Source organism: Lentzea sp. JNUCC 0626, assembly GCF_043632865.1.
Taxonomy (GTDB): domain Bacteria; phylum Actinomycetota; class Actinomycetes; order Mycobacteriales; family Pseudonocardiaceae; genus Lentzea.
Window position 1 is genome coordinate 806,045 of sequence record NZ_CP171635.1, and the last position, 22,474, is coordinate 828,518.

A 22,474-nucleotide genomic window follows, 5' to 3' on the forward strand; every position below is an offset into this window, starting at 1 on the left:
GATGGTGGGTTCGGTGACGTTCGCTCTTCTCGTGGGGCGCGCCGAACCCACCCCGGACCTCAGCCGGGGCGTCGACGGCATCGCCGCCTGGCTGCACGGCCTGACCGACGAGTGCTCGACGGTCAGGCGGGGCGACGACTTCACGGACTTCGCCGGTCCGGTGCGGTCGAAGGTCTACGAGCCGTTCGTCGCGGAGTGGGGGACCTGCGCCAAGGCGCCGTACGGGCGGCTCGGGCTGCTGGTCCTGCGGCCCGGTCTCGACCAGGCCTGGCTGAGAGCGCTCGCGAACGGCGAGGTGCGGGGCGACCCGGACCTCGCCTTCGGGGACGGGTTCGCGCTAACAGGCTCGATCGGCATGGAGTACCTGGGCCTGAGAAGACTTGAGTGCACGCCCACCGCGTGTTCGCTCATGGAGATCAAACATCATTGAGAGACAGGAGATCCGGAGCAATGAAGCTCAACGGACAGAGGCGGTGGGCCGCGGCGGGAGTCGTGGTCGCCACTGCCGTGGCAACGTTCGGGGTGGCGATGAGCGCACCCGCGGGCGCCGCACCGGGCTGTCGCGTCGACTACTCGGCGAACGGGTGGGGAGGCGGCGGGTTCGGCGCCTCGGTGAAGATCACCAACCTCGGTGATGCGATCTCGGGTGGCTGGACGCTGAAGTTCTCGTTCCCCGGCAGCCAGCGCGTGGCCCAGGGCTGGAGCGCGAACTGGACGCAGTCGGGCAAGGACGTGACCGCGACGAGCATGTCGTGGAACGGCAACCTCGGCACCAACGCGTCCATCGACATCGGCTTCAACGGCAGCAACGCCGCGACCGGTGACGCGAACCCGTCGACGTTCACCCTGAACGGCACGACCTGCACCGGTCAGCCGGGGACGACGACCACGACCACGACGACCACCACCACGACCACGAGCGGCAACCCGAACCCGGGGAACCGCGTGGACAACCCGTACGCGGGCGCCAAGGTCTACGTGAACCCGGACTGGGCGGCCAAGGCGAACGCGGAGTCGGGCGGCAGCCGGATCGCGAACCAGCCCACCGGTGTGTGGATGGACCGGATCGCGGCGATCACCGGCACCACCGGCGCGCGCGGCCTGGCCTCGCACCTCGACGAGGCGGTGCGCCAGGCGGCGGGCTCACCGCTCGTCATCCAGCTGGTGATCTACAACCTGCCGGGTCGCGACTGCGCGGCGCTGGCGTCCAACGGTGAGCTCAAGGCCACCGAGATCGACCGCTACAAGACCGAGTACATCGACCCGATCGCGGCGATCCTCGCCCGGCCCGCGTACGCGAACCTGCGCATCGTGACGGTCGTGGAGATCGACTCGCTGCCGAACCTGATCACCAACGTCACGCCGCGGCCCACGCAGACGCCCAACTGCGACGTGATGAAGGCGAACGGCAACTACGTCACCGGTGTCGGTTACGCGCTCGCGAAGCTCGGCGCGGTGCCGAACACCTACAACTACATCGACGTCGGCCACCACGGCTGGCTGGGCTGGGACGACAACTTCGGCCCGTCCGCGGAGCTGTTGTTCCAGGCCGCCAACGCCTCCGGCAGCACGAAGGCGAACGTGCACGGCTTCATCGCCAACACCGCCAACTACGGCATCCTGACCGAGCCGAACTTCTCGATCGACGAGTCGATCAACGGCACGCAGGTCCGGCAGTCGAAGTGGGTGGACTGGAACCGCTACACCGGTGAGCTGGGCTACGCGCAGGCGTTCCGGCAGCGGGCCGTGCAGGCGGGCTTCGACGCGAACGTCGGCATGCTGATCGACACCAGCCGCAACGGCTGGGGCGGTTCCGCCCGTCCGACGGGTCCGGGTCCGCGCACGTCGGTGGACGCCTACGTCGACGGCGGCAGGCTCGACCGGCGCATCCACCTCGGCAACTGGTGCAACCAGGCCGGTGCCGGCATCGGTGAGCGTCCGAAGGCCGCGCCCGCCGCGGGCATCGACGCCTACGTGTGGATCAAGCCGCCGGGTGAGTCCGACGGTGCGAGCGAGGACATCCCGAACAACGAGGGCAAGGGCTTCGACCGGATGTGCGACCCCACGTACACCGGCAACGCCCGGAACAACAACAACATGTCCGGCTCGCTGGGCAACGCGCCGTTGTCAGGACACTGGTTCTCGGCGCAGTTCCAGGAGCTCATGCGGAACGCCTACCCGGCGCTCTGAGCTGCGGAATGTGAGCGTGCCCATGCGGCCGGCCTGCGGTTCGAGGTCGCGCCGCGTGGGTGCGCTCTTCCAGGCTGCGCACTTTCTTTGGTCGGGCAAGTTTCCAGACGGTACGAGATTCGTCTGGACCACCCGAATTGCGCAATGTTAACGCACACATAACTCTTGATGTCATCAGAAGGTGCTCCCTATGGTGTCGACACGCTCACTGAGCGCAAGCGCGAGAGGAGGCTGTGTGGTCACCATCGCGGACGTCGCAAGACACGCCGGGGTCGCCCCGAGCACGGTCTCCTACGTCCTCACGGGCAAGCGGTCGATCTCCGCGGACACGAAGTCGAGGGTCCGCGACAGCATCAGGACGCTGGGCTACCAGCCCCACGCCTCCGACCGCACCACGTCGGCGGGCCGGACGAACGTGCTCGGCCTGGTCCTCCCGTTGCGCGCGGGCACCCACCTGCCCGCCGTGATGCGCTTCGTCACGGCGGCGGTGACGACAGCGCGGCGCTTCGAGATGGACCTGCTGCTCATGACCGCGGACGACGGCGCGGCAGGCCTGCGCCGGGCGGCGAACAGCGCCCAGGTCGACGGGTTCCTCGTGATGGACGTGGAGATGGACGACGAGCGCGTGCCCCTGCTCAGACAGCTGTCCAAACCGTCCGTCCTCATCGGACACCCGGCGGCCGCGCGCGGACTCACCTGCGTGGACCTCGACTTCGAGGCGGCGGGCGCGAAGTGCGTCGACCACCTGGCGGACCTGGGCCACCGGTTCATCGGGTTCCTCGGCGCCCCCAGCGCCGTCTACCGGCGCAGCGGAGGGTTCGCCCACCGCACCATGAACGGCTTCAGCGCGGCGGCGATGCGCAGGGGAGTGGCCGCGACGGCGTTGTCCGTCGAGGGCGACCACGACTCGGTGCTCAGGGCGACCAAGGCGCTGATCCGGGCGCACCCGTCGATGACGGCACTGGTGGTGCACAACGAGGCGGCGCTCGGCTGGATCACGCCGTGCCTGCGTGCGGCAGGCCGTCAGGTCCCCGCCGACGTCGCCGTGGTCGCGATCTGTCCCGACGAACTGGCTGAGCAGACGTCCCCCCTGCTCACCTCGGTGCGCCTGCCGGCGGAGGAGCTCGGCAGGCACGCCGTGGACCTGCTGGTGGCGAAGCTGGAGGGCAAACAACCACCGCCCCTGGTGCTGCTGCCGCCGAGGTTGTCGCGCCGGGCCAGCACACCGGATCCGGTGCCCCACCGCGGGACGGCCTGACGGGCGTCGTCCGGTGCGACAAGCGGCGGTACCGGACGACGAACACCCGCAGAGACCGTCCGGAGGAGTGCGCGACCCCAACGGCGGAGCGTTCGTCGCGCACTCCTCCAACCCCTGTCCGGACGTAGGCTGGACGCGTGGAACTGGCGGAAGCGGTGGCACGCGGCGTGGTCGTGCTCGACGGCGGCATGTCGACGGCGTTGGAACTGGCCGGGCACGACCTGTCCGACGAGCTGTGGTCCGCGCGGTTGCTGATCGGCGACCCGGACGCGGTGCGCGCCGCCCACCTCGCCTACTACCGCGCGGGCGCCCAGGTCGCCATCACCGCGAGCTACCAGGCGAGCTTCGCCGGGTTCGCGCGTAGAGGCGTCGACGACGCCGAGACGGTCCGCTTGTTGCGGTCCAGCGTGGCGCTCGCGCGCTCGGCCGCGTCCGATGTGGACGGACAGCGCTGGGTGGCCGCGTCGGTCGGGCCGTACGGGGCTGTGCTCGCGGACGGCTCGGAGTACCGGGGCCGCTACGGTCTGACGCGGCAGGAACTGGCTGACTTCCACCGCAGGCGCGTGGAGACGCTCTGCTCGGCGGAGCCCGACGTGCTCGCCGTCGAGACGATCCCGGACGTCGACGAAGCCGAGGCCGTGCTGGACGTCGTGCGGGGCAGCGGTGTGCCGATGTGGCTCTCCTACAGTGTCCGGGACGGCAGGACGTGTGCCGGGCAGCCGTTGGAGGACGCGTTCGCGGTGGTGTCCGATGTGGACGAGGTGATCGCCGTGGGGGTGAACTGCTGCGCTCCCGAGGACGTGGCGGAGGCGGTCGCCGTGGCGCGGCGGGTGACCGGGCTGCCGGTCGTCGCGTACCCGAACAGCGGGGAGACCTGGGACGCTCAGGGCCGGTCGTGGACCGGCGACGGGACCGGGTTCGCGGCACTGGCGGGACAGTGGGCTGGAGGCGCCGGACTGGTGGGCGGGTGCTGCCGCACCGGACCCGAGATGATCGCGGAGTTGGCGCGGGAACTGGCGTCCTGAGAGACCGGGGCGAGGAGGCCGCGCTGCACTCCTCGCCCCGGCAGGTCAGCCGGTCGTGCAGGTGTTTCCGTTGAGGCTGAACGAGGACGGCGCCCCCGCGTTGCCCGTGTGGGTGGCCTGGAACCCGATGGTGGTCGAGGCGCCGGGCGCGATGTCGCCGTTGTAGGAGACGTTGCGCGCGGTCACCTGGCCCGAGGTGGGGGAGTAGGTGGCGCTCCACCCGGACGTGATCGTCTGGCCGCCGGGCAGAGTGAAGACCAGCGACCACCCCCTGACCGGCGTCGCACTCGTGTTGGTGATGGTGAGGTTCGCCGTCAGCCCGGTGTTCCACGCGTTGACGGTCGTCTTGACCGAGCAGCCTTGGGACGGCGGCGGGGTCGTGGTGGTCGTCGTTGTCGTGGTGGTGGGATCTCCGGGCCGGTCCAGGCCGAGGAACGTGATGGCGTGGCCCACCATCCCGGCCGTCGGCACGTCGTGGCCGGTGCCCTGGGCACTGATGCCCTCGACGACACCGCTTGCGCCATAACGCGTTCTGGTCCAGTTGGACTGGGGCTGGTCGGTGGACACCGGCGTTCGGCTCACCCCGTGCACGTTCGTCCACTGGTCGAGCGCCTCACCGAAGTTCGGGTACGCCAGGGTGGTGTCGTTCGTGCCGTGCCACAGCTGGATTCGCGGGTAACTGCCGGTGTAGCCCGGGAACATCGCCCTGGCCTGGTCGCCCCACTGCTGCGGCGTCTTGTTCAGGGTGCCGCCGGAGCACTGGCTGTTCCACATCGATCCGTCGGTCGTCGCGAAGCACCCCGCGGGGACACCGGCGAACGCCGAGGCCGCGCTGAACACGTCCGGGTACTCGGCGGCCAGCACGTTGGTCATCATCGCGCCGGACGAGATGCCGGACACGACGATGCGCGCCGGGTCGACGTTGTAGCGCTGGCGGGCGTGCGACACCATCGACATGATGCCGGTGGAGTCGCTGCCTCCGTTGCGGCGCAACGCGTTCTGCGTGGAGACGTCGAAGCACCTGCCGTCCCTGGTGGCTTCCGGGTAGACGATGACGAAGCCGTAGCGGTCCGCGGCGGTCACGTAGTCGCGGCCGCCGCCGTTGTGCACGGCGCTCGCCGTCCCGGTGCAGTAGTGGATCATCACGAGCAGCGCCGGGCGGGCCGCCAGCCGGTCCGGTGCGTAGACGTACATGTTGAGGTTGGTCGGGTTGGTGCCGAAGCCGGTCACCTGGGTGAGGGTCGCGGCGTGTGCCTGTTGTGGCACGAAGGAGAAGCCGACGGCGGCGATGACCGCCAGCACGGCCGCCAGGAGCGCGCCGATTCTCGTTGGGCTGCCCATGGTGTCAGCGCGCCGTGCAGGACGGGTTCAGGCCGGATCCGTTGCCACTGCCCTGGAAACCGAACTCGGTGGAGCCGGCGGCGGGGACGTTGGCGTTGTAGTCCACGTTGGTCCAGGTGACGCTGCCGCTGTTGCCGCTGCGGGTCGCGCTCCACGAGCTCGTGACGGTGCCGTTCGACAGCGTCGTCGTGACGGTCCAGCCCCTCAACGCGGTGGCGCCCGCGGTGACCTTGATGGTCGCCACGAACCCTTCACCCCACTGGTTCAGCGACGCCGTCGCGGTGCAGCCGCCGGTACCGGGGTTGCCGCTCGTCGTCGTCGTGGTGGTGGTCGTGGTGGTCGTCGTCGGGCCGGGGCCACCGCCCGCGTTGAGCGCGTTGAGGGTGGAGTCGTACGCGGCCTTCTTGTTGCCGTTGCCGTCGAACAGCAGCGGGGTGCCGGAGGCGCGCCACGAGTCGGTGTCGCGGATGCCCCACACGGTGATGCCGGTGCAGCGGGAGACCGCGAGGCAGGCCTGGGTGACCCGTCCGAAGTTCTGGGCCTGCGCGCTGCCGGAGCCCTCGATGTCGAGTTCGGTGATCTGCACGTCGACGCCGAGGTTCGCGAAGTTCTGCAGCGTGGTCTGGTAGTTGGACGGCACCGGGCTCGCGCTGTTGAAGTGGGACTGGAGACCGACGCAGTCGATCGGCACGCCGCGCGACTTGAAGTCCTGCACCATCCGGTACACCGCCTGGGTCTTCGCGTGCGACCAGTCGTCGGTGTTGTAGTCGTTGTAGCAGAGCTTCGCGCCGGAGTCGGCCGCCCGTGCCGCGCGGAAGGCGGCCTCGATCCAGTCGTTGCCGGTGCGCTGGAGGTTGGAGTCGCGTCGCGCGCCGCTGCTGCCGTCGGCGAAGGCCTCGTTGACGACGTCCCAGGCGTAGATCTTGCCGCGGTAGTAGGTCGCGACCTGGGTGACGTGGTTGAGCATGGCGTTGCGCAGGGCCGTGCCGGACATGTTCTGCATCCAGCCGGGTTGCTGCGAGTGCCACGCGAGAGCGTGACCACGCACCCGCTTGCCCTGGCCTCGGGCCTGGTTCACGATGCGGTCCGCGTTGCCGTAGCTGAACTGGTTCTGGTTCGGCTCGGTCGCGTCCATCTTCATCTCGTTCTCGGCCGTGACCATGTCGAACTCACGGTTCAGGATCCCGACGTACGTCGAGTCGCCGAGCTTGTTCGCGGCGACGGCGGTGCCGAAGTACCGGCCGCTCTGCTGTGCCGCCGCGCCGAGCGTGGTCGCCGCGTTCGCGACGGGAGGGGCGATCAGGGTGGCGCCGATCGCGGCGGCCGCGACCGTGGCGATGATCGGGATCAGCGCCACTGACTTCGGTGTCAGTTTCATCTTCCACACTTCCCGGGGTCGTCCCGAATGCAGGGGATGGACAGGACAGAAGACCGGATCCGGTGCGCCATTGCCGGATCTGGCTGGAGTGTCGCAGCGGCCGGTCCGCGCCTACAAGAAGTGTTCGTCGAATTCGACACCAGGATGCCCCGATCGGCCTAGTTTGATGCGGGAGCGCTCCCAACTACCACGTCAAGGCGTTGATCGCTGTTTCTGAAAGCGTTTCGAAAATTCTCTCAGAAGTGCCGGTCAACGTTGCCGCCGACGTTGACGATTCAGAGCACCGTGGTTACGTTGGCCCGAACTCGCATTCGCTTCTCGCCGATTCTCGGCCTTCTCGAGCAATGTCGTCGCGAGAACCGAATCCCCTGCACAAGACCTGGAGACACGATGACACAGTGGAAGCGGGCCGTGTGCGCGCTAACAGGCGCGGTCGTCGCCGGAGCCACCACCCTGATCGTCAGCAGCGGCGCCACCGTCAACGCGGCCGAATCGGCCTTCTACACGGACCCGCAGACCGCGGGCGCGAGGTGGGTGGCGGCCAACCCTGGCGACTCCCGGGCGGCGGTCATCCGCGACCGCATCGCGTCGGTCCCGCAGCCGCGCTGGTACACCACCACCAACACCTCGACCGTGCGGTCGGAGGTCAGTTCCTTCGTGGGAGCCGCCGCCTCCGCCGGCAAGATCCCGATCCTGGTCGTCTACAACATCCCGAACCGCGACTGCGGCGGCGCGAGCGGCGGCGGCGCCCCGTCCCACCCGGCCTACCGCGCCTGGGTGGACGAGGTGGCGGCGGGCCTCGCGGGCCGTCCGGCGACGATCGTCCTCGAACCGGACGTCCTGCCGCTGATGACCAACTGCCAGTCCGCCGACCAGCAGGCCCAGACCAGGGCGTCCATGGCCTACGCGGGCAAGAAGCTCAAGTCCGGTTCCTCCCAGGCCAAGGTCTACTTCGACATCGGCCACTCGTCCTGGCTGACCCCGGCAGAGGCAGCGAACCGCCTGCGCGGCGCCGAAATCTCCTCCAGCGCCGACGGCATCTCGACCAACGTCTCCAACTACCGCTCCACGTCGGACGAGGTGAACTTCGCCAAGAACGTCCTCAACGCCATCGGCGACAGTCGCCTCAAGGCCGTCGTGGACACCAGCCGCAACGGCAACGGACCGGCGGGCAGCGAGTGGTGCGACCCGGCGGGTCGCGCGATCGGCACTCCCAGCACCACGAACACCGGCGACGCCAGGATCGACGCGTTCCTGTGGGTCAAACTCCCCGGCGAGTCCGACGGCTGCATCGCCCCGGCGGGCCAGTTCGTCCCGCAACGTGCCTACGACCTGGCCATCGCGGCAGGCCCGACCACCCCGCCGAGCACGACGACCACGACGACCACTTCCAGCAACCCGGGCACCGGTGGCTGCACCGCGACCCACCGCGTCACCAGCCAGTGGCAGGGCGGCTACTCCGGCGAGATCGTGATCGTCAACCGCGGCGCGGCCGTCACCAGCTGGACCTTCACCTTCTCGGCCCCCGGCGTCGCCGTGACCCAGGGCTGGAACGGCACCTGGACCGACCAGGGCGACCAGGTCCGCGTGACCAATGCCCAGTGGAACGGCTCCATCGCGTCCGGCGCCCAGGTGAGCATCGGCTACAACGCGAACTACAACGGCACCCCGCCGTTCGCGTCCCCCACGCTGAACGGCACGGCCTGCTCCTGACGAGCACCAGCACCGGGGTCATCGAGCTAGGACTCGATGACCCCGTTCTGCTGCAACGCCTCCCGCAACGCCCGCAGGCCGCTGCTGAGCCGAGCCTTCACGATCTCCCGAGGCACCCCCAACGCCGCCGCCACCTCGGCCACGGTCTGCCCACGACAACAGGCCCGCACCACCACAACCCGATCGTCCAACTCCAACGCCGACAGGGCGTCCGCAACAGGCCCACGCACGCTCACCACACACCTCCTCGGGGCGGCGTGCTTCCATCTTGAACGATCTGGCGCCGAACTGTGAGCGAGCTGTCGATTCACTGCTCGAATCGACAGATTCGTTGCGTCGCAGAGGTTCGCGCGGTACAGGGCGGGGGAGGTGTCCTCGGCTCTCAGTCCACAACAGACAGTTGGAACACGGTCTCCTGCTGATAGACCTCACCAGGCCGCAACACGGCGCTGGGATAGTCAGGCCGGTTGGGCGAGTCGGGGAACCGCTGAGCCTCCAGAGCAAACCCAGCCGCACGCCCGTAGGCTCGCCCACCAGGCCCGACCAACTCGGAAGTCAGGAAGTTCCCGGAGTAGAACTGCACCCCCGGCTCAGAAGTCCACATCCTCAACACCCGCCCGGACCCAGGATCCCAAGCCTCGGCCGCCACCGAACCCGACTCCAACACCCATGTGTGGTCGTACCCGCCGGCGATCAGCAACTGCGGATCAGTCCCACCGATCCGAGCGCCGATCGGAGTCGGCGCATGGAAGTCGAATGGACTCCCGGCAACCGACACCGGATCCCCCAGCGGAATCAGGTCGTCGTCAACGGGCAGGTACCGCGCGGCGTTCACCATCAACGACTGCCCGAGCACATCCCCGGACCCCTCCCCAGCCAGGTTCCAGTAGCTGTGGTTGGTCAAACTCACCACCGTGGGGGCATCCGAGGTGGCGCGATAGCTGATGCTCAACCGGTTGTCCCCGTCCAGCAGGTACGTGACCTCAGCCGACACCGCACCGGGAAATCCGGAGTCCCCGTCCGGACTCTCCAGCGACAACCGCACCCCCACGCTGTCCGCCGACCGCAGTTCGGTGGCGGACCAGATCCGCGTGTCGAACCCCTCCGGCCCGCCGTGCAGCGTGTTCGGCCCGTTGTTGAGCGGCAGCCGGTGCTCGACCCCGTCCAACGTGAACGACCCGCCGGCGATCCGATTGGCGTACCGCCCGATCAACGCCCCGAAGAACACCCGATTGCCGCCGGGCTGGTTGTTCTTGACGTACTCGTCGAGCGACCCGAACCCGAGCACCACGTTCGCAGGTACTCCGGACCGGTCCGGCGCCTCCAGGGACTGGATCACCCCGCCGAGGTCCAGCACCCGCACGGTCAGGCCGCCTGGCCAGGCCAGCACGTACCGGTGCACGTCGGCGTCACCGACCCGTCCGAACAGCTCCCGGCGGATCTCAGGTTCGTGCTGCGCCATCGAACTCCCTTGCTCAGTCGACGAGAGAGATCATGTCACCGGTCACCGCAACGCCGCGACCTCCGCCGCCGTCAACGCCCGGTTGTACAGCCGCACGTTCTTCATCCTGCCCAGGAACGGCTTGTCGGACGCGTAAACCGAACGCCCCAGGTAGTTGGCCGTGGTGATGCCGCTGCCCACCTCGGACGGCCTGCGCGTGACGCCGGAAGACCGCGCCACCTCGACGCCGCCCAGGTAGAGCGCTCCCACACCTGAGCCCACGGTCAGGGTCACCGAGCGCCACACCCCGCGCGGCAGCGCCTGCCCGGAGCCGACGCCTTGCTCCGTCGCCCAGTTGCCGGTGGCGAGAGCGCCGCGATAGGTGTCGCCAGTGCTGAACAGGTACCCGTCACCGGCGCCACCAGGTGCTGTGTTGCCGAAGCCGTACAAGAAGTAGGGCGTCTGCTGCGCAGGGACGACCAGCACGTCGGCGGAGACGGTGACCGCCTGCACCCCGGTCAGCAGGTTGTCCGGCAACTGCACGTGCCCACCCTGAAGCAACAACGACCCGCTACTGAAACTCGCCCTGCCCGCGACCACGCCGTCGTACCCGTGCCCGGAAACGTCAGCGGCGGACGACACCAGCGGCCAGTGCGCGACGAGTCCGTCGGCGGAGGCCCGGACAGGAGCCGGAGGAGCATTGAGGCGGTCCAGTTCGGCCTGGGTCACGGGCAGCACGGTGCCGTGCCGAGGGGACGCAGGCAGCCGAGCACCGGCGGACATCGTCCACCGGCCAGAAGCGAGATCGGTGGTCTCGAACGGCACGTACCCGCGGCCGCCGTACTCGTCGATGAACAGGTACCACTTGTCCTCGGTGTTGGACTTGAACCCGGTGGGACCCTCACCGGCGGACAGCCCGGGACTGGAAGAGGTCGCCTTGCCGATGCACTCCGCGACGAAGGAGTAGGACGGGCTCAGCAGGTCCGAGGACTTCTCGGCGGTGATGAACTTGCTGCAGGGAGAGGACGACGAGTTGTTCCGTTCGTCCTTTGTGTACCGGTAGTACACACCGTTGTGCTCGATGACGGTCGAGTCGATCACCGAGTAGCCGGGGTCGATCCACACCTGCGCCGGGCTGAACGTCACGAAGTCGCGCGTGGTCGCGTACATCATCCGGTTGTAGCTGCTGCCGGTGTGCCCGGGATCGCTCGACGCGTACAGCTTCGACGCCCAGTAGACGACGTAGGTGCCGCGCCGGGCGTCCCAGAACGCTTCGGGCGCCCAGGTGTTGCCCGCGGTGGGCGGGGAGACCTGGACGCTGCGTTGGCGCGACCAGTTCCGCAGGTCCGTCGACTCCCACACCATGATCGAACGACTGCCGGTGCGCTGCGCCGCGTCCCAGCCGCGGCCTCCGTTGATCTTCAGGTCCGTGGCCAGCAGGTAGAACCTGTCGCCGCCGGGGGAGCGCAGGATGAACGGGTCGCGCACCCCCAGTTCGCCGAGGCTCGACTCGAGGATCGGCCTGCCGCCGTTGGCCTCGCGGAAGTCCAGCGGGTTGTTGCCGTTGCTGGTGGCCACGTAGATCTGCTCGCCGATGGGACTGCTCTCACCGGTGAAGTAGAAGAACGCGTAGCCCGCGAACGGGGGCGCGGCACTGGCCGGAACAGCGGGCAGCAGGGCGGCCGTCAGGGCCGCGACGAGGCCGATGGTGCGCAGGGAGGACAGCATCGTTCGCCTTTCGGGGTCAGGCGCGTCGCTTGGTCCAGACGTCGTAGGCGACGGCCACGAGCAGGACGAGACCCTTCACGAGCATCACGCGTTCGCTGGGCGCGCCGATCAACGACATGCCGTTGTTGATCACACCCATGATCAGGCCGCCGGTGATGGCGCCGACGACCTTGCCGACGCCGCCCTGCACCGCCGCGCCGCCGATGAACGCGGCCGCGATGGCGTCGAGCTCGAACGACATGCCCGCGGTGGGACCGGCCTGGTTGAGGCGGCCCGCGAAGATCACGCCGGCCAGACCCGCCAGGGCGCCCATGTTGACGAACACCCAGAACGTGACGGCCTTGACCTTCACGCCGGACAGGGTGGCGGCCTGCAGGTTGCCGCCGATCGAGTAGATGTGCCGGCCGAACACGGAGTTGTTCGCCAGCAACGTGTAGCCGAGTGTCAGCGCCGCCAGCAGCACCAGCACCCACGGCAGGTTGCGGAACCGCGCGAGCTGCACGACGACCGCCATCACGACGACGGCGACGCCCGCGATCTTGAGCACGAACAGCGGCATCGGGTCGACGGTCTGGCCGTAGCCGAGCCGGGCCGCGCGCTTGCGCCACTGCGACAACGCGAACCCGGCCACGAACAGGAGTCCGGCCAGCAGGCTCACCAGGTCGGCGCCGCCGAGCGGGCCGAGACCGATGTTGCCGAGGTAGCCGCCGGTGAACCCGTTGGCGAGCGAGCGGATCTCGTCGGGGAACGGGCCGATGCCCTGGTTTCCCAGCGTGGTCAGGGTGAGCGCCCGGAACACGAGCATGCCCGCCAGCGTGACGATGAACGCCGGGATGCCGAAGTACGCGATCCAGTAGCCCTGCGCCGCACCGATGAGCGCGCCCGACAACAGGGTCAGCAGCACCGCCACCGGCCACGGCAGTCCCCATTGGACGGTCAGCACCGCGCAGACCGAGCCCGTCAGCGCCACCGTCGAGCCGACCGACAGGTCGATGTGCCCGCCGATGATCACCAGGATCATGCCGATCGCGAGGATCAGCACGTACGAGTTCTGCACGATGATGTTCGAGATGTTCTGCGGTTGCAGCAGATCGCCGCCCGTCAGCACGGTGAACAGCACGACGATCAGCGCGAACGCGACGTAGATGCCCGACTGCCGCAGGTTGATCGTGATCCGGCGGGACGGCGCGGGCGGCGCGGTGGCGGGAGCGGGCGCGGTCTTGGTGGTCATGAGCTCTGTCCTCGTGTCATGTACTGCATCAGCCGTTCCTGCGTGGCCTCTTCTCTGCTGACCTCGCCGGTGATGCGGCCTTCGGAGAGCGCGTACACGCGGTCGCACAGGCCGAGGAGCTCCGGCAGCTCCGAGGAGATCACCAGCACCGCGCGGCCCTGGGCGGCGAGGTCGTTGATGATCGAGTAGATCTCGTACTTCGCGCCGACGTCGATACCGCGCGTGGGTTCGTCGAGGATCAGCACGTCCGGGTCGGTGAACATCCACTTGGCCAGCACGACCTTCTGCTGGTTGCCGCCCGAGAGCGTGCCGGTCGGCGTCGACACCGCGGGTGTGCGGATGCCCATCGAGCGCCGGAACCGTTCCGCGACCGTGTACTCCTCGTTCTCGTCGACCCAGCCGCGGCGCGCGAGTTTGCCGAGCGCGGCGGCGGAGACGTTGCGCTGCACGCCCTCGATGAGGTTGAGCCCGTACCGCTTGCGGTCCTCGCTCACGTACGCGAGGCCGTGGCGGATCGCGGCCTGGACGGTGCGGGTGTCGATCTCCCGGCCGTCCTTGACCACACGGCCCGAGACGCCGACGCCGTACGAGCGGCCGAACACGCTCATCGCGAGTTCCGTGCGACCCGCGCCCATGAGCCCGGCCAGACCGACGATCTCCCCGCGCCGCAACGACAACGTGGCGTTGTCCACGACGACCCGGTCCGGCTGCGCGGGGCTGTGCACCGTCCAGTCTTCAATGCGCAGCACCTCCTCGCCGATCTCTGGGGTGCGCGGCGGGAACCGGTGCTCGAGGTCGCGGCCGACCATCCCGGCGATGATGCGTTCCTCGCTGAGACCTTCGGCGGGCAACGTCTCGATGGTCCTGCCGTCGCGCAACACCGTGACGGTGTCGGCGATCCTGGTGACCTCGCCCAGCTTGTGGGAGATGATCACGCAGGTGATGCCCTGGGATCGCAGTCCCTCCAGCAGGTCCAGCAGGTGCTGCGAGTCGTCGTCGTTCAACGCGGCGGTCGGCTCGTCCAGGATGAGGAGCCTGACCTCCTTGGACAGCGCCTTGGCGATCTCGACGAGCTGCTGCTTGCCGACACCGAGGTCGTTCACCGGGGTGGTCGGGTTCTCGTGCAGCCCGACGCGGTCGAGCAACGCCTGCGCCTCGTGGTTCGTGCGGTTCCAGTCGATGAACCCGCGCCGGGACCTCTCGTTGCCCAGGAACAGGTTCTCGGCGACGGAGAGCTGACCGCACAGCGCCAGCTCCTGGTGGATGATCACGATGCCGCGCCGCTCGCTGTCGCGGACGCCGTCGAACGCGCACGGCTCGCCCTCGAAGAGGATCTCGCCGTCGTACGTGCCGTGCGGGTGCACCCCGGACAGCACCTTCATCAGCGTGGACTTGCCCGCGCCGTTCTCCCCGCAGATCGCGTGGATCTCACCGCGCCGCACGGTCAACGAGACCTCGTGCAGCGCGGTGACCCCCGCGAACCTCTTGGTGATGCCGCGCATCACCAGGACGTCGTCGGACACCTGGCCTACCTGAGCTGGTCGGCGGTGTAGTAGCCGGAGTCGATGAGTTCCTTCTGGTAGTTCGCCTTGTCGACCGGGACCGGCTGCAGCAGGAACGACGGCACGACCTTGACGCCGTTGTCGTAGTCCTTGGTGTTGTTCACCTCGGGCTTGCCGCCCTTGAGCACCGCGTCGGCCATCTTCACGGTGACGTCGGCGAGCTGGCGGGTGTCCTTGTGGATCGTGGAGTACTGCTCACCGGCGATGATCGACTTCACCGAGGCGACCTCGGCGTCCTGACCGGTGACGATCGGGTAGGCCTGGCCGGCCGTGCCGTAGCCGCCGCTCTTGAGCGCGGAGAGGATGCCGATCGAGATGCCGTCGTACGGGGACAGCACGCCGTCGACCTTGGCGCCGCCGTAGGTCGAGGTGAGCAGGTCCTCCATGCGCTTCTGCGCGGTCGCGGGGTCCCAGCGCAGGATCGCGACGGTCTTGAAGTCCTTCTGCCCGGACCTGACGACCAGCTTGCCCTGGTCGACGAGCGGCTGGAGCACGGACATGGCGCCGTTGAAGAAGAAGGTGGCGTTGTTGTCGTCCGGCGACCCGGCGAACAGCTCGACGTTGAACGGACCCTCGCCGCGCGTCTTGAGCCCGGCCAGCAGCGAGTTCGCCTGTTCCACGCCGACCTTGGCGTTGTCGAACGTGGCGTAGTAGTCGACGTTCGGGCTCTTGCGGATGAGCCGGTCGTAGGCGATCACCGGGATCTTGGCGTCGGCGGCCTGCTGGAGCTGCGAGGTGATCGCGGTGCCGTCGATCGAGGCGACGATCAGGAGCTTGGCGCCCTTGGTGATCTGGTTCTCGATCTGGTTGGCCTGGGTGGGGATGTCGTTCTCCGCGTACTGGAGATCGACCTTGTAGCCCTTGGCCTCCAGCGCCTTCTTGATGTTGTCGCCGTCGTGGATCCAGCGTTCGGACGACCGCGTCGGCATGGTGACGCCCACCAGCGCGCCCTCGGCCGAGCCGCTCTGCTGGTCGATCGTCTTCTCGGCCGAACCGCAGGCGGCGAGGGTGACGGCGAGTGCGGCGGTGGCCGCGATCCGGGCAAGCCTCATTGCTTCTCCTCGATGGCACCGACAGGCAACAGTGCTGTAGGCGGCGAGTGTTATCGCTAACAACTAGCCCGTCAAGTTCCATCTGGATAACGCCAGGTCGTACCTGTTAGCGCTCACAGGGAGCGTTCCCTGGAACCTCGTGCGCCCGCCGTCACCTCGGGTGACGACGGGCGCACGTCCCTGGTGGTCAGGTGGTCCGGCAGGTCTTCCCGTTGATCGTGAAGACGGCCGGGTCGGCCCCGGAGCCCGATCCGTTGAATCCGATGTGGACCGACTTGCCCGGATCGACCTTGCCGTTCCACGACATGCTGGTCGCCGTCACGTCACGACCGGTCTGCGTCCAGGTCGCGGACCACCCGGAGGTGACCCGTTGCGTGCCGGGCAGTGCGAACCCGAGCTTCCACGACGTCCACGCCGTCTCACCGGTGTTGGTGATCTTCACCTGCGCGGACAGACCGTCGTTCCACCGCCCGGCGGTGAAGCTCACCTCGCAGTCCGACTTCGGCGTCGTGGTGGTCCCGGACTTCTCCGCCGCCCAGCCCGAGACCCAGGCGAGGGCGGAGTTCCAGTTGATCGCCACCTCGTTCACCGAGTAGGCGCCGATGTCGTCCACCCAGCACTTCTGCTGCGGGCACCCCGCGAGCAGCCGTTGCGCCACCGGGTCCTGCAACGCGCTGTTCGGGCCGCCGGAGAGCGAACCGGGCGGCGCGATCGGCAGCGACGGGTCGTTCTGGCGCGCCCAGAAGCGGTGGTGGGCGTTGGTCATCGCCTGGTCGCCGTAGCCCGCCACGTACGAGGTGCTGAGCGGGTTGCGGCCGAGGACGTAGTGCAGCGCCTCGAACACGCCCTCGCGGTACTTCGCGGCGCCGGTGAAGTCGTGGGCGAGCGCGATCACCTGGGCGTTGTTCAGGACCGTGGAGTTCGAGCCCCAGACGTACCCGGCGGTGCTGTTGTCGTACGGCGCCGCGTACCCCATCGCCGCCATGGCCGTGAGGTGCTGGTCCGCGACCGTCGCGAACGCGGTCTTGATCGCCGAGACGTCTGCGGCGGGCAGGCCGTTCGGCGCCAGGGCGAGGCTGATGTCGCCCAGCGGAGCCGTGCCGCCCCAGTGGAAACCGCCTCGGTTGAGGCTCGCGGCCTTGTAGTGCGTGGAACCGGTGACGTCGGTGCGGTAGGTGGCCTCACCCGTCGTCGCGTACAGCTCCGAGGCGGCCCAGTAGAACTCGTCGCTCACCGTGTCGTCGCTGTAGGCGCCACCGCCGGTGCCGTCGTTCGGGTCGGCGAGCTTGGCCGGGTTCGCCTTGGCCGCGCTGTAGGCCTTGCGGGCCGCCGCGAGCAACGACGCCGAGTACGCCGGATCGATCGTCTTCCACAGCCGGGACGCCTGCGCGGCCACGGCGGCGAGGTTCAGCGTCGCGGCGGTGCTGGTCGCGGAGAGGCGGCGCGGCTGGTCGTCGAGTTCGGGACGGGTGGGCAGCGCGGTCCAGTTGGCGTCGTGGATCTTGTGGTGCGCCATGCCGTCCGGCGCCTGCATCTTCAGCAGGAAGTCGACCTCCCAGCGGGCCTCGTCGAGCAGGTCCGGCACGCCGTTGGCCTTCTCCGGGATGTTCATCGACCCGTCGCGGTACGCGGACGCGTCACCCAGCCTCGACGCGCGCTCGTAGGCGTTCAGCAGCTGCCAGGTCGCGATGCCGCCGTTGACCACGTACTTGCCGTGGTCGCCCGCGTCGTACCAGCCGCCGCGCACGTCGAGCGTGTAGCCGCACGCGAGGTCCGCGCGGCACGGCACGGTGTTGTCGCCCTGGTTCGGCGCCACGTTCAGGTGTCCGGCGGGCCGTGCGTACTCCTCGCCGACGTACTGGGCGTCGATCGGCGTTCCGCTGCGCTGGTGGTAGAAGAACGCGAGCGAGTCGTAGCGCAGCCGCTTGACCGGGTCCGCGGAGATGTCGAACGGGAAGCTGGTGTCCTCGCCGACCGACAGCGTGTAGCCGGTGCCCGCCGTGTCGAACGACGAGAAGTCGATGAGGTGCACCGAATCCCCGGACGTCGCGTCCGCGCCCTTGGGCGTGCTCTGGCCGGTGGCCACGGCCGCACCTGCCGAGTTCTTCAGCGTCCAGGTCTGCGGGGTGGTCGCGGCGGACACGAGGGTCGCGCGCTTGGGCAGGCCCGGCACGTACGCCACGAGGTCGACCTGGACCTTCTTGGCGGGGTTGGGGTTCACGCCACCGGGCGGCTTCACGCCGCCGACCAGCGAGACGTTGTCGACGCAGATCGTGTTGTCCGCCGGCTGACCGCCGAGCTGGAACGCGACCTGGCCGTTGCCGGCGTCCGGGAAGTCCAAAGTGGACGTGAAGGTGAAGGAGAACCGCTGCTTGGCTGCGGAGAGCGTGAACTGCTGGCTCGCGATCCCGCGGTACGGGCTGACGCTCTCGCCCGCCGCGGCCGTGATCGGCTGCGCGGTCGTGGCGTGGGCGTCGAACGAGAAGGTGTAGGACTGGCCGGTCTCGAACGGCACGCCGTTCTGGCCGATCAGCGCGTCCCAGGGGTTCGTCGTGCCGCCGGTGACCGACGCGCACAACTCCCCGCCGGTGACCCGGTTCGTCACGCCCGCGCCCGCCCACCAGGGATCGGCGCCGGTGTCGAACGTTCCGTTGAGCACGCGCTCGTAGTCCGCTGCCGCGGCCGAAGCGTGGAGTGAGGCCGCCGTGAGCGTCGCGAGCAGGGTCGCGGCGAGCAGGCGGGAGGGTTGCGATCTCATGGTCGTGAAGGTCTCCGTCCACGTCGACAGGGCTTCTGGGAGCGCTCCCAGGCGACCGTAGGACGATTGGGCCGAAGGCGGCAAGGCCTGTGCGTCGTTCGACGGAGGATTCGACTCGGCGTGAACCGGGTGTCAGCCGAGGAGGCGGTCGAGGAGGTCGTGCCAGCCGGCCTCGATCCGGTCCAGCGACATGCCGTGCGTGCGGACGAGGTGGTCGGTCAGCACGACGTCCACCGACGACAACAGCGTGTGGGCGAGGAGTTCGGCGTCCGCGCCGGGCAGGACCTCGTGCAGCAGCATCGCGACGTGCCGGTGCCGCAACTGGTCGGCGGGGACCGCGTACCGGCGGCCGGCCGGCGGCTCGGCCGCCAGGTAGAGGTCGAGGTGCGCGTGCTCGTGGCGCAGCAGGGCGGGGCCGAACGCCCTGAGTCGCGACGCCGCGTCCGCATCGGGGCCGAGCGGGGGCGGTCCGCTCAGGAACGCCTCCTGGAACTGGATCTCCGCGTGGTCGAGCAACGCCCGGAGCAGCCCGTTGCGGTCGCCGAAGCGCCGCGACACGGTGCCCTTGCCGACGCCGGCCTCGGCCGCCACGGACTCCATCGTGATCGCCGCCGCGCCGCGGTCCGCCGCGATCCTGGCGGCCGCGTCCAGCAGCAACGCGCGGTTGCGCACGGCGTCGGCGCGCAGGCGCACCTCGGGGCCGATGAGCGGGATCCGTGTGCTGTCGATCACCTCCGCAGCCTAGTCGGAAGATAAACGGGACGCGTCCCGTTTAGGGTCGTAGTCGTTCCATCACCGTCTGCACCTGGGAGTCACGTCATGGCCGTCCGCATCCTCACCCTCGTCGGCAGCCTCCGGTCGGGTTCGCACAACCGCAGGCTCGCCGAGGCCGCGGTCCAGATCTCCCCTGACCACGTCGAGATCGGGCTGTTCGATGACCTGGGTGCCATCCCGTTCTACAACGAGGACATCGACGCCGAGGGCACCGTCCCGGCCACCGCCGCGAAGCTGCGCGAGGCCGCTGCGGACGCGGACGCGTTGCTGCTCGTGTCGCCCGAGTACAACGGCACCATCCCCGCCGTGTTGAAGAACGCCATCGACTGGCTGTCGCGCCCCCACGGCGCGGGTGCCCTGTCGGGCAAGCCGGTCGCCGTCGTCGGCACCGCTTACGGCCAGTACGGCGGCGTGTGGGCGCAGGACGAGGCCCGCAAGGCCGTCCGGATCGCCGGTGGAGTGCCCGCCGAGGACCTGACCCTGTCGATCCCCGGATCGGTCGTGCGCTTCGCCGAGCTGCACCCGGTCGACGACCCCGAGGTCACCGAGAAGCTGTCGGGCGTCATCGAGGGGCTGGCCGCCCGAGCGACCGCCGCGGTCTGACCGCCCGGTCAGGAGTTCTTGCCCTAGGCGCTCGCCCGGCGGACCAGGGAAGTCGGCAGCAGCACGGACTGCGGCAGCTTCTCCTCGCCGGCGAGCTCCGCGAGCAGGCGCCAGGTCATGGTCCGGCCGAAGCCCTCCACGTCCTGCCGCACGGTGGTGAGCGGCGGCACGGCGGTGGAGGCGAGCACGGAGTCGTCGAACCCGACCACGGCCACGTCGCCGGGCACCCGGTAGCCGCGTTCCTGGAGCACCCGCAAGGCGCCCAGCGCCATGATGTCCGCGGCCACGAACACCGCGTCGAGATCGGGGGCCCGGCGCAGCAGCTGGACCATCGCCAGCGCGCCGCTCTCGGGCGTGAAGTCGCCGCTGTGCGCGACGAGGTCGACGGCCATGCCGTGCTCGGCGAGGCCGCAGCGCCAGCCGCTCAGCCGGTCCATGCCGACCGCCATGTCGTGCGGCCCGGCGATGGTCGCGATCTTCTTGCGCCCCAACGAGATCAGGTACCGCACGGCTTCCAGCGCGCCGGTGAAGTTGTCAGCGTCGACGAACGGCACGGAGCCGCCCACGAGCGGACGGCCGCCCACCACCGTGGGCAGCCCCGTCTCGTGCAACGTCCTCGGCAACGGGTCCTCGCCGTGCAGGCTCACGACGAGGGCGCCGTCGACGTGCCCGCCGGTGAGGTAGGCGATCTGGTCCTCACCGTCGAGCGGCTGGTTCATCATCACCAGGAGCTGCACGTGGTGCCCCGCCAGTTCGGCGTGCACCCCGCGCAGCACCCCGGCGAAGAACGGGTCGGCGAGCACCCTGCTGCCCAGTTCGGAGATCACCAGCGCGATCGCGTTGGCCTTGCTGCCCGCGAGGGTGCGCGCCGCGTGGTTGGGGGAGTACCCGAGCAGGGCGATCGCGCGGTGCACCGCCTGGCGCGACCGCTCGCTCACGTACTTCTCGCCGTTGATCACCCGCGAGACGGTGGACTTCGACACCCCGGCCACGCGTGCGACCTCCTCGATGCGTGGGCCGGGGCGCCGACTCCTGCCCTCCGTCATGAGACGGCGACCAGCGCGTTGTCCTTGGCCACCCTGCTGTACCACCTCGCACTCATCTTCGGCGTGCGGATCTGGGTGTCGTAGTCGACGTGGACGATGCCGAACCGCTTCGCGTACCCCTCTGCCCACTCGAAGTTGTCCAGCAGCGACCAGCAGAAGTAGCCGCGCAGGTCGACGCCCGCCTCGATCGCCGCGTGGGCGGCGCGGAGGTGGGAGGCGATGTAGCCGGTGCGGTCGACGTCGTCGATGGCGCCGGTGCCGGAGAAGTCGTCGCGGAACGCGGCGCCGTTCTCCGTGATGTAGAGCGGAAGGTGCGGGTAGTCGTTGTGCACGCGCAACAACACGGTGGTGAGCCCGTCCGGCCTGACCTCCCAGCCCATGTCGGTGACGGGAGCTTCACGGGGCGGGAACGACGCGTGCTGCACGCCGACCCACGGCGACGGACCGGCATCGCCGTCGGGCGTCGAGCTGACGTAGTGCTCGGTGTAGTAGTTGACGCCGAGCATGTCCATCGGGGCCGAGATGATGTCGAGGTCGCCGGGCTTGATGTGCGCGCTGAACCCGAAGGGCTCCAGGTCTTCGAGGATGTCGGCCGGATACTCCCCGCGCAGCAACGGGTCCAGGAAGATCCGCTGCTGCAGGCCGTCGAGGCGGCGTGCGACATCGATGTCACCGGGGTTGTCCGGGTCGACCGGGATGATCGGGTACATGTTGAGCGTGATGCCGACCTTGGCGTCCGGCTGGGCGGCGCGGATCGTGTCGGTGGCGAGCCCGTGCGCCAGCAGCAGGTGGTGCACGGCGGCGACGGCGGCGTCCGGCTCGGTGCGGCCCGGCGCGTGGATTCCCCCGGCGTAGCCCAGGAAAGCCGAGCACCACGGTTCGTTCATCGTGGTCCAGGTGCCGATCCGGTCGCCGAGCGCCTCGACGGTCGCGGCCGCGTAGTCGGCGAAGCGGAACGCCGTGTCGCGGTTCGCCCAGCCGCCCGCCGCCTCCAGCGTCTGCGGCAGGTCCCAGTGGTACAGCGTCGGCCACGGCGTGATGTCGTGTGCCAGCAACGAATCGATGAGCCGCTGGTAGAAGTCGAGGCCCGCCTGGTTGACCTTGCCGCCGTCCGGCCGCACCCGCGGCCAGGCGATCGAGAAGCGGTAGGCCTTGAGCCCCAGGTCCGCCATCATGGCGACGTCCTGCTCGAAGCGCCGGTAGTGGTCGGCGGCGGGTTCACCGTTGTCGCCGCCCACCACCTTGCCGGGCTGCCGGCAGAACTCGTCCCAGATGGAGTCGGTGCGACCGTCCACGTCGGTCGCCCCCTCCACCTGGAACGAGGCGGTCGCGGCTCCCCACAGAAAACCCTGCGGGAAAACAATGTTCTCCATT

At 69.2% G+C, this 22,474-nt stretch carries 18 protein-coding genes; 6 read left to right on the top strand and 12 right to left on the bottom strand.

Features of this window, described 5'->3' with window-relative positions; translation table 11 throughout:
• Window positions 1-13 precede the first annotated feature (13 nt).
• From JNUCC0626_RS03830 to mmuM, 4 genes are all read left to right on the top strand, one after another.
• Entirely contained in the window at window positions 14-430 is a 417-nt protein-coding gene (locus JNUCC0626_RS03830) for a hypothetical protein (protein ID WP_394618244.1), read from the top strand.
• A gap of 20 nt (window positions 431-450) precedes the next feature.
• Window positions 451-2,190, top strand: a complete 1,740-nt coding sequence (locus tag JNUCC0626_RS03835; protein ID WP_394618245.1) for a glycoside hydrolase family 6 protein — start codon at window positions 451-453, stop codon at window positions 2,188-2,190.
• Window positions 2,191-2,425: 235 nt separating this feature from the next.
• Window positions 2,426-3,448: a LacI family DNA-binding transcriptional regulator gene (locus tag JNUCC0626_RS03840; protein ID WP_394618246.1), complete on the top strand. Its 1,023-nt coding sequence runs from the start codon at window positions 2,426-2,428 to the stop codon at window positions 3,446-3,448.
• Window positions 3,449-3,585: 137 nt separating this feature from the next.
• Window positions 3,586-4,473 (top strand): homocysteine S-methyltransferase, encoded by an 888-nt coding sequence (mmuM, locus tag JNUCC0626_RS03845; RefSeq protein ID WP_394618247.1) that lies wholly within the window; start codon window positions 3,586-3,588, stop codon window positions 4,471-4,473.
• 45 nt (window positions 4,474-4,518) lie between these two features.
• Here mmuM and JNUCC0626_RS03850 read toward each other — a convergent pair whose 3' ends face one another.
• On the bottom strand, window positions 4,519-5,814 hold the full coding sequence (locus JNUCC0626_RS03850; protein WP_394618248.1) for an extracellular catalytic domain type 1 short-chain-length polyhydroxyalkanoate depolymerase: 1,296 nt from the start codon (window positions 5,812-5,814) through the stop codon (window positions 4,519-4,521).
• A gap of 4 nt (window positions 5,815-5,818) precedes the next feature.
• Window positions 5,819-7,192 carry an endo-1,4-beta-xylanase gene (locus tag JNUCC0626_RS03855; protein WP_394618249.1) on the bottom strand — a complete coding sequence of 458 codons (1,374 nt, stop codon included), beginning with the start codon at window positions 7,190-7,192 and terminating at the stop codon, window positions 5,819-5,821.
• Window positions 7,193-7,582: 390 nt separating this feature from the next.
• Here JNUCC0626_RS03855 and JNUCC0626_RS03860 point away from each other — a divergent pair, with 390 nt between their 5' ends.
• Entirely contained in the window at window positions 7,583-8,905 is a 1,323-nt protein-coding gene (locus tag JNUCC0626_RS03860; RefSeq protein WP_394618250.1) for a glycoside hydrolase family 6 protein, read from the top strand.
• Between the two features lie 26 nt (window positions 8,906-8,931).
• Here JNUCC0626_RS03860 and JNUCC0626_RS03865 read toward each other — a convergent pair whose 3' ends face one another.
• The 8 genes from JNUCC0626_RS03865 to JNUCC0626_RS03900 all read right to left on the bottom strand — a co-directional run bounded on the left by JNUCC0626_RS03865 (window position 8,932) and on the right by JNUCC0626_RS03900 (window position 19,409).
• The gene (locus JNUCC0626_RS03865) at window positions 8,932-9,141 is read right to left on the bottom strand and encodes a sigma factor-like helix-turn-helix DNA-binding protein (RefSeq protein WP_394618251.1); all 210 of its coding nucleotides are present in this window, start codon (window positions 9,139-9,141) and stop codon (window positions 8,932-8,934) included.
• Window positions 9,142-9,287: 146 nt separating this feature from the next.
• The gene (locus JNUCC0626_RS03870; protein WP_394618252.1) at window positions 9,288-10,367 is read right to left on the bottom strand and encodes an aldose epimerase family protein; all 1,080 of its coding nucleotides are present in this window, start codon (window positions 10,365-10,367) and stop codon (window positions 9,288-9,290) included.
• 42 nt (window positions 10,368-10,409) lie between these two features.
• On the bottom strand, window positions 10,410-12,074 hold the full coding sequence (locus JNUCC0626_RS03875; RefSeq protein WP_394618253.1) for a LamG-like jellyroll fold domain-containing protein: 1,665 nt from the start codon (window positions 12,072-12,074) through the stop codon (window positions 10,410-10,412).
• Between the two features lie 16 nt (window positions 12,075-12,090).
• A complete protein-coding gene (mmsB, locus tag JNUCC0626_RS03880) occupies window positions 12,091-13,305 on the bottom strand; it encodes a multiple monosaccharide ABC transporter permease (RefSeq protein ID WP_394618254.1) in 1,215 nt (404 codons plus the stop codon).
• The gene (gene mmsA / locus JNUCC0626_RS03885) at window positions 13,302-14,807 is read right to left on the bottom strand and encodes a multiple monosaccharide ABC transporter ATP-binding protein (RefSeq protein WP_394621962.1); all 1,506 of its coding nucleotides are present in this window, start codon (window positions 14,805-14,807) and stop codon (window positions 13,302-13,304) included. Before mmsA ends, mmsB begins: the two co-directional genes overlap by 4 nt.
• 26 nt (window positions 14,808-14,833) lie before the next feature.
• Window positions 14,834-15,919 carry a multiple monosaccharide ABC transporter substrate-binding protein gene (gene chvE / locus JNUCC0626_RS03890; protein ID WP_394618255.1) on the bottom strand — a complete coding sequence of 362 codons (1,086 nt, stop codon included), beginning with the start codon at window positions 15,917-15,919 and terminating at the stop codon, window positions 14,834-14,836.
• Between the two features lie 187 nt (window positions 15,920-16,106).
• Window positions 16,107-18,677: a glycoside hydrolase family 9 protein gene (locus JNUCC0626_RS03895; RefSeq protein ID WP_394618256.1), complete on the bottom strand. Its 2,571-nt coding sequence runs from the start codon at window positions 18,675-18,677 to the stop codon at window positions 16,107-16,109.
• A 132-nt stretch (window positions 18,678-18,809) separates the two neighbouring features.
• Window positions 18,810-19,409: a TetR/AcrR family transcriptional regulator gene (locus tag JNUCC0626_RS03900; protein WP_394618257.1), complete on the bottom strand. Its 600-nt coding sequence runs from the start codon at window positions 19,407-19,409 to the stop codon at window positions 18,810-18,812.
• Between the two features lie 87 nt (window positions 19,410-19,496).
• Here JNUCC0626_RS03900 and JNUCC0626_RS03905 point away from each other — a divergent pair, with 87 nt between their 5' ends.
• Window positions 19,497-20,054 carry an NADPH-dependent FMN reductase gene (locus tag JNUCC0626_RS03905; RefSeq protein ID WP_394618258.1) on the top strand — a complete coding sequence of 186 codons (558 nt, stop codon included), beginning with the start codon at window positions 19,497-19,499 and terminating at the stop codon, window positions 20,052-20,054.
• A gap of 23 nt (window positions 20,055-20,077) precedes the next feature.
• Here JNUCC0626_RS03905 and JNUCC0626_RS03910 read toward each other — a convergent pair whose 3' ends face one another.
• Window positions 20,078-21,100: a LacI family DNA-binding transcriptional regulator gene (locus JNUCC0626_RS03910; protein WP_394618259.1), complete on the bottom strand. Its 1,023-nt coding sequence runs from the start codon at window positions 21,098-21,100 to the stop codon at window positions 20,078-20,080.
• Window positions 21,097-22,473, bottom strand: a complete 1,377-nt coding sequence (locus tag JNUCC0626_RS03915; RefSeq protein ID WP_394618260.1) for a GH1 family beta-glucosidase — start codon at window positions 22,471-22,473, stop codon at window positions 21,097-21,099. Before JNUCC0626_RS03915 ends, JNUCC0626_RS03910 begins: the two co-directional genes overlap by 4 nt.
• Window position 22,474: the final 1 nt, after the last annotated feature.

Excerpts from the sequence above, each read along its gene's own strand:
- JNUCC0626_RS03835 (WP_394618245.1), top strand. The coding sequence starts at position 451 with ATGAAGCTCAACGGACAGAGGCGGTGGGCCGCGGCGGGAGTCGTGGTC.
- JNUCC0626_RS03850 (WP_394618248.1), bottom strand. The coding sequence starts at position 5,814 with ATGGGCAGCCCAACGAGAATCGGCGCGCTCCTGGCGGCCGTGCTGGCG.
- JNUCC0626_RS03855 (WP_394618249.1), bottom strand. The coding sequence starts at position 7,192 with ATGAAACTGACACCGAAGTCAGTGGCGCTGATCCCGATCATCGCCACG.
- JNUCC0626_RS03860 (WP_394618250.1), top strand. The coding sequence starts at position 7,583 with ATGACACAGTGGAAGCGGGCCGTGTGCGCGCTAACAGGCGCGGTCGTC.
- JNUCC0626_RS03870 (WP_394618252.1), bottom strand. The coding sequence starts at position 10,367 with ATGGCGCAGCACGAACCTGAGATCCGCCGGGAGCTGTTCGGACGGGTC.
- JNUCC0626_RS03875 (WP_394618253.1), bottom strand. The coding sequence starts at position 12,074 with ATGCTGTCCTCCCTGCGCACCATCGGCCTCGTCGCGGCCCTGACGGCC.
- mmsB (WP_394618254.1), bottom strand. The coding sequence starts at position 13,305 with ATGACCACCAAGACCGCGCCCGCTCCCGCCACCGCGCCGCCCGCGCCG.
- mmsA (WP_394621962.1), bottom strand. The coding sequence starts at position 14,807 with ATGCGCGGCATCACCAAGAGGTTCGCGGGGGTCACCGCGCTGCACGAG.
- chvE (WP_394618255.1), bottom strand. The coding sequence starts at position 15,919 with ATGAGGCTTGCCCGGATCGCGGCCACCGCCGCACTCGCCGTCACCCTC.
- JNUCC0626_RS03895 (WP_394618256.1), bottom strand. The coding sequence starts at position 18,677 with ATGAGATCGCAACCCTCCCGCCTGCTCGCCGCGACCCTGCTCGCGACG.
- JNUCC0626_RS03905 (WP_394618258.1), top strand. The coding sequence starts at position 19,497 with ATGGCCGTCCGCATCCTCACCCTCGTCGGCAGCCTCCGGTCGGGTTCG.
- JNUCC0626_RS03910 (WP_394618259.1), bottom strand. The coding sequence starts at position 21,100 with ATGACGGAGGGCAGGAGTCGGCGCCCCGGCCCACGCATCGAGGAGGTC.
- JNUCC0626_RS03915 (WP_394618260.1), bottom strand. The coding sequence starts at position 22,473 with ATGGAGAACATTGTTTTCCCGCAGGGTTTTCTGTGGGGAGCCGCGACC.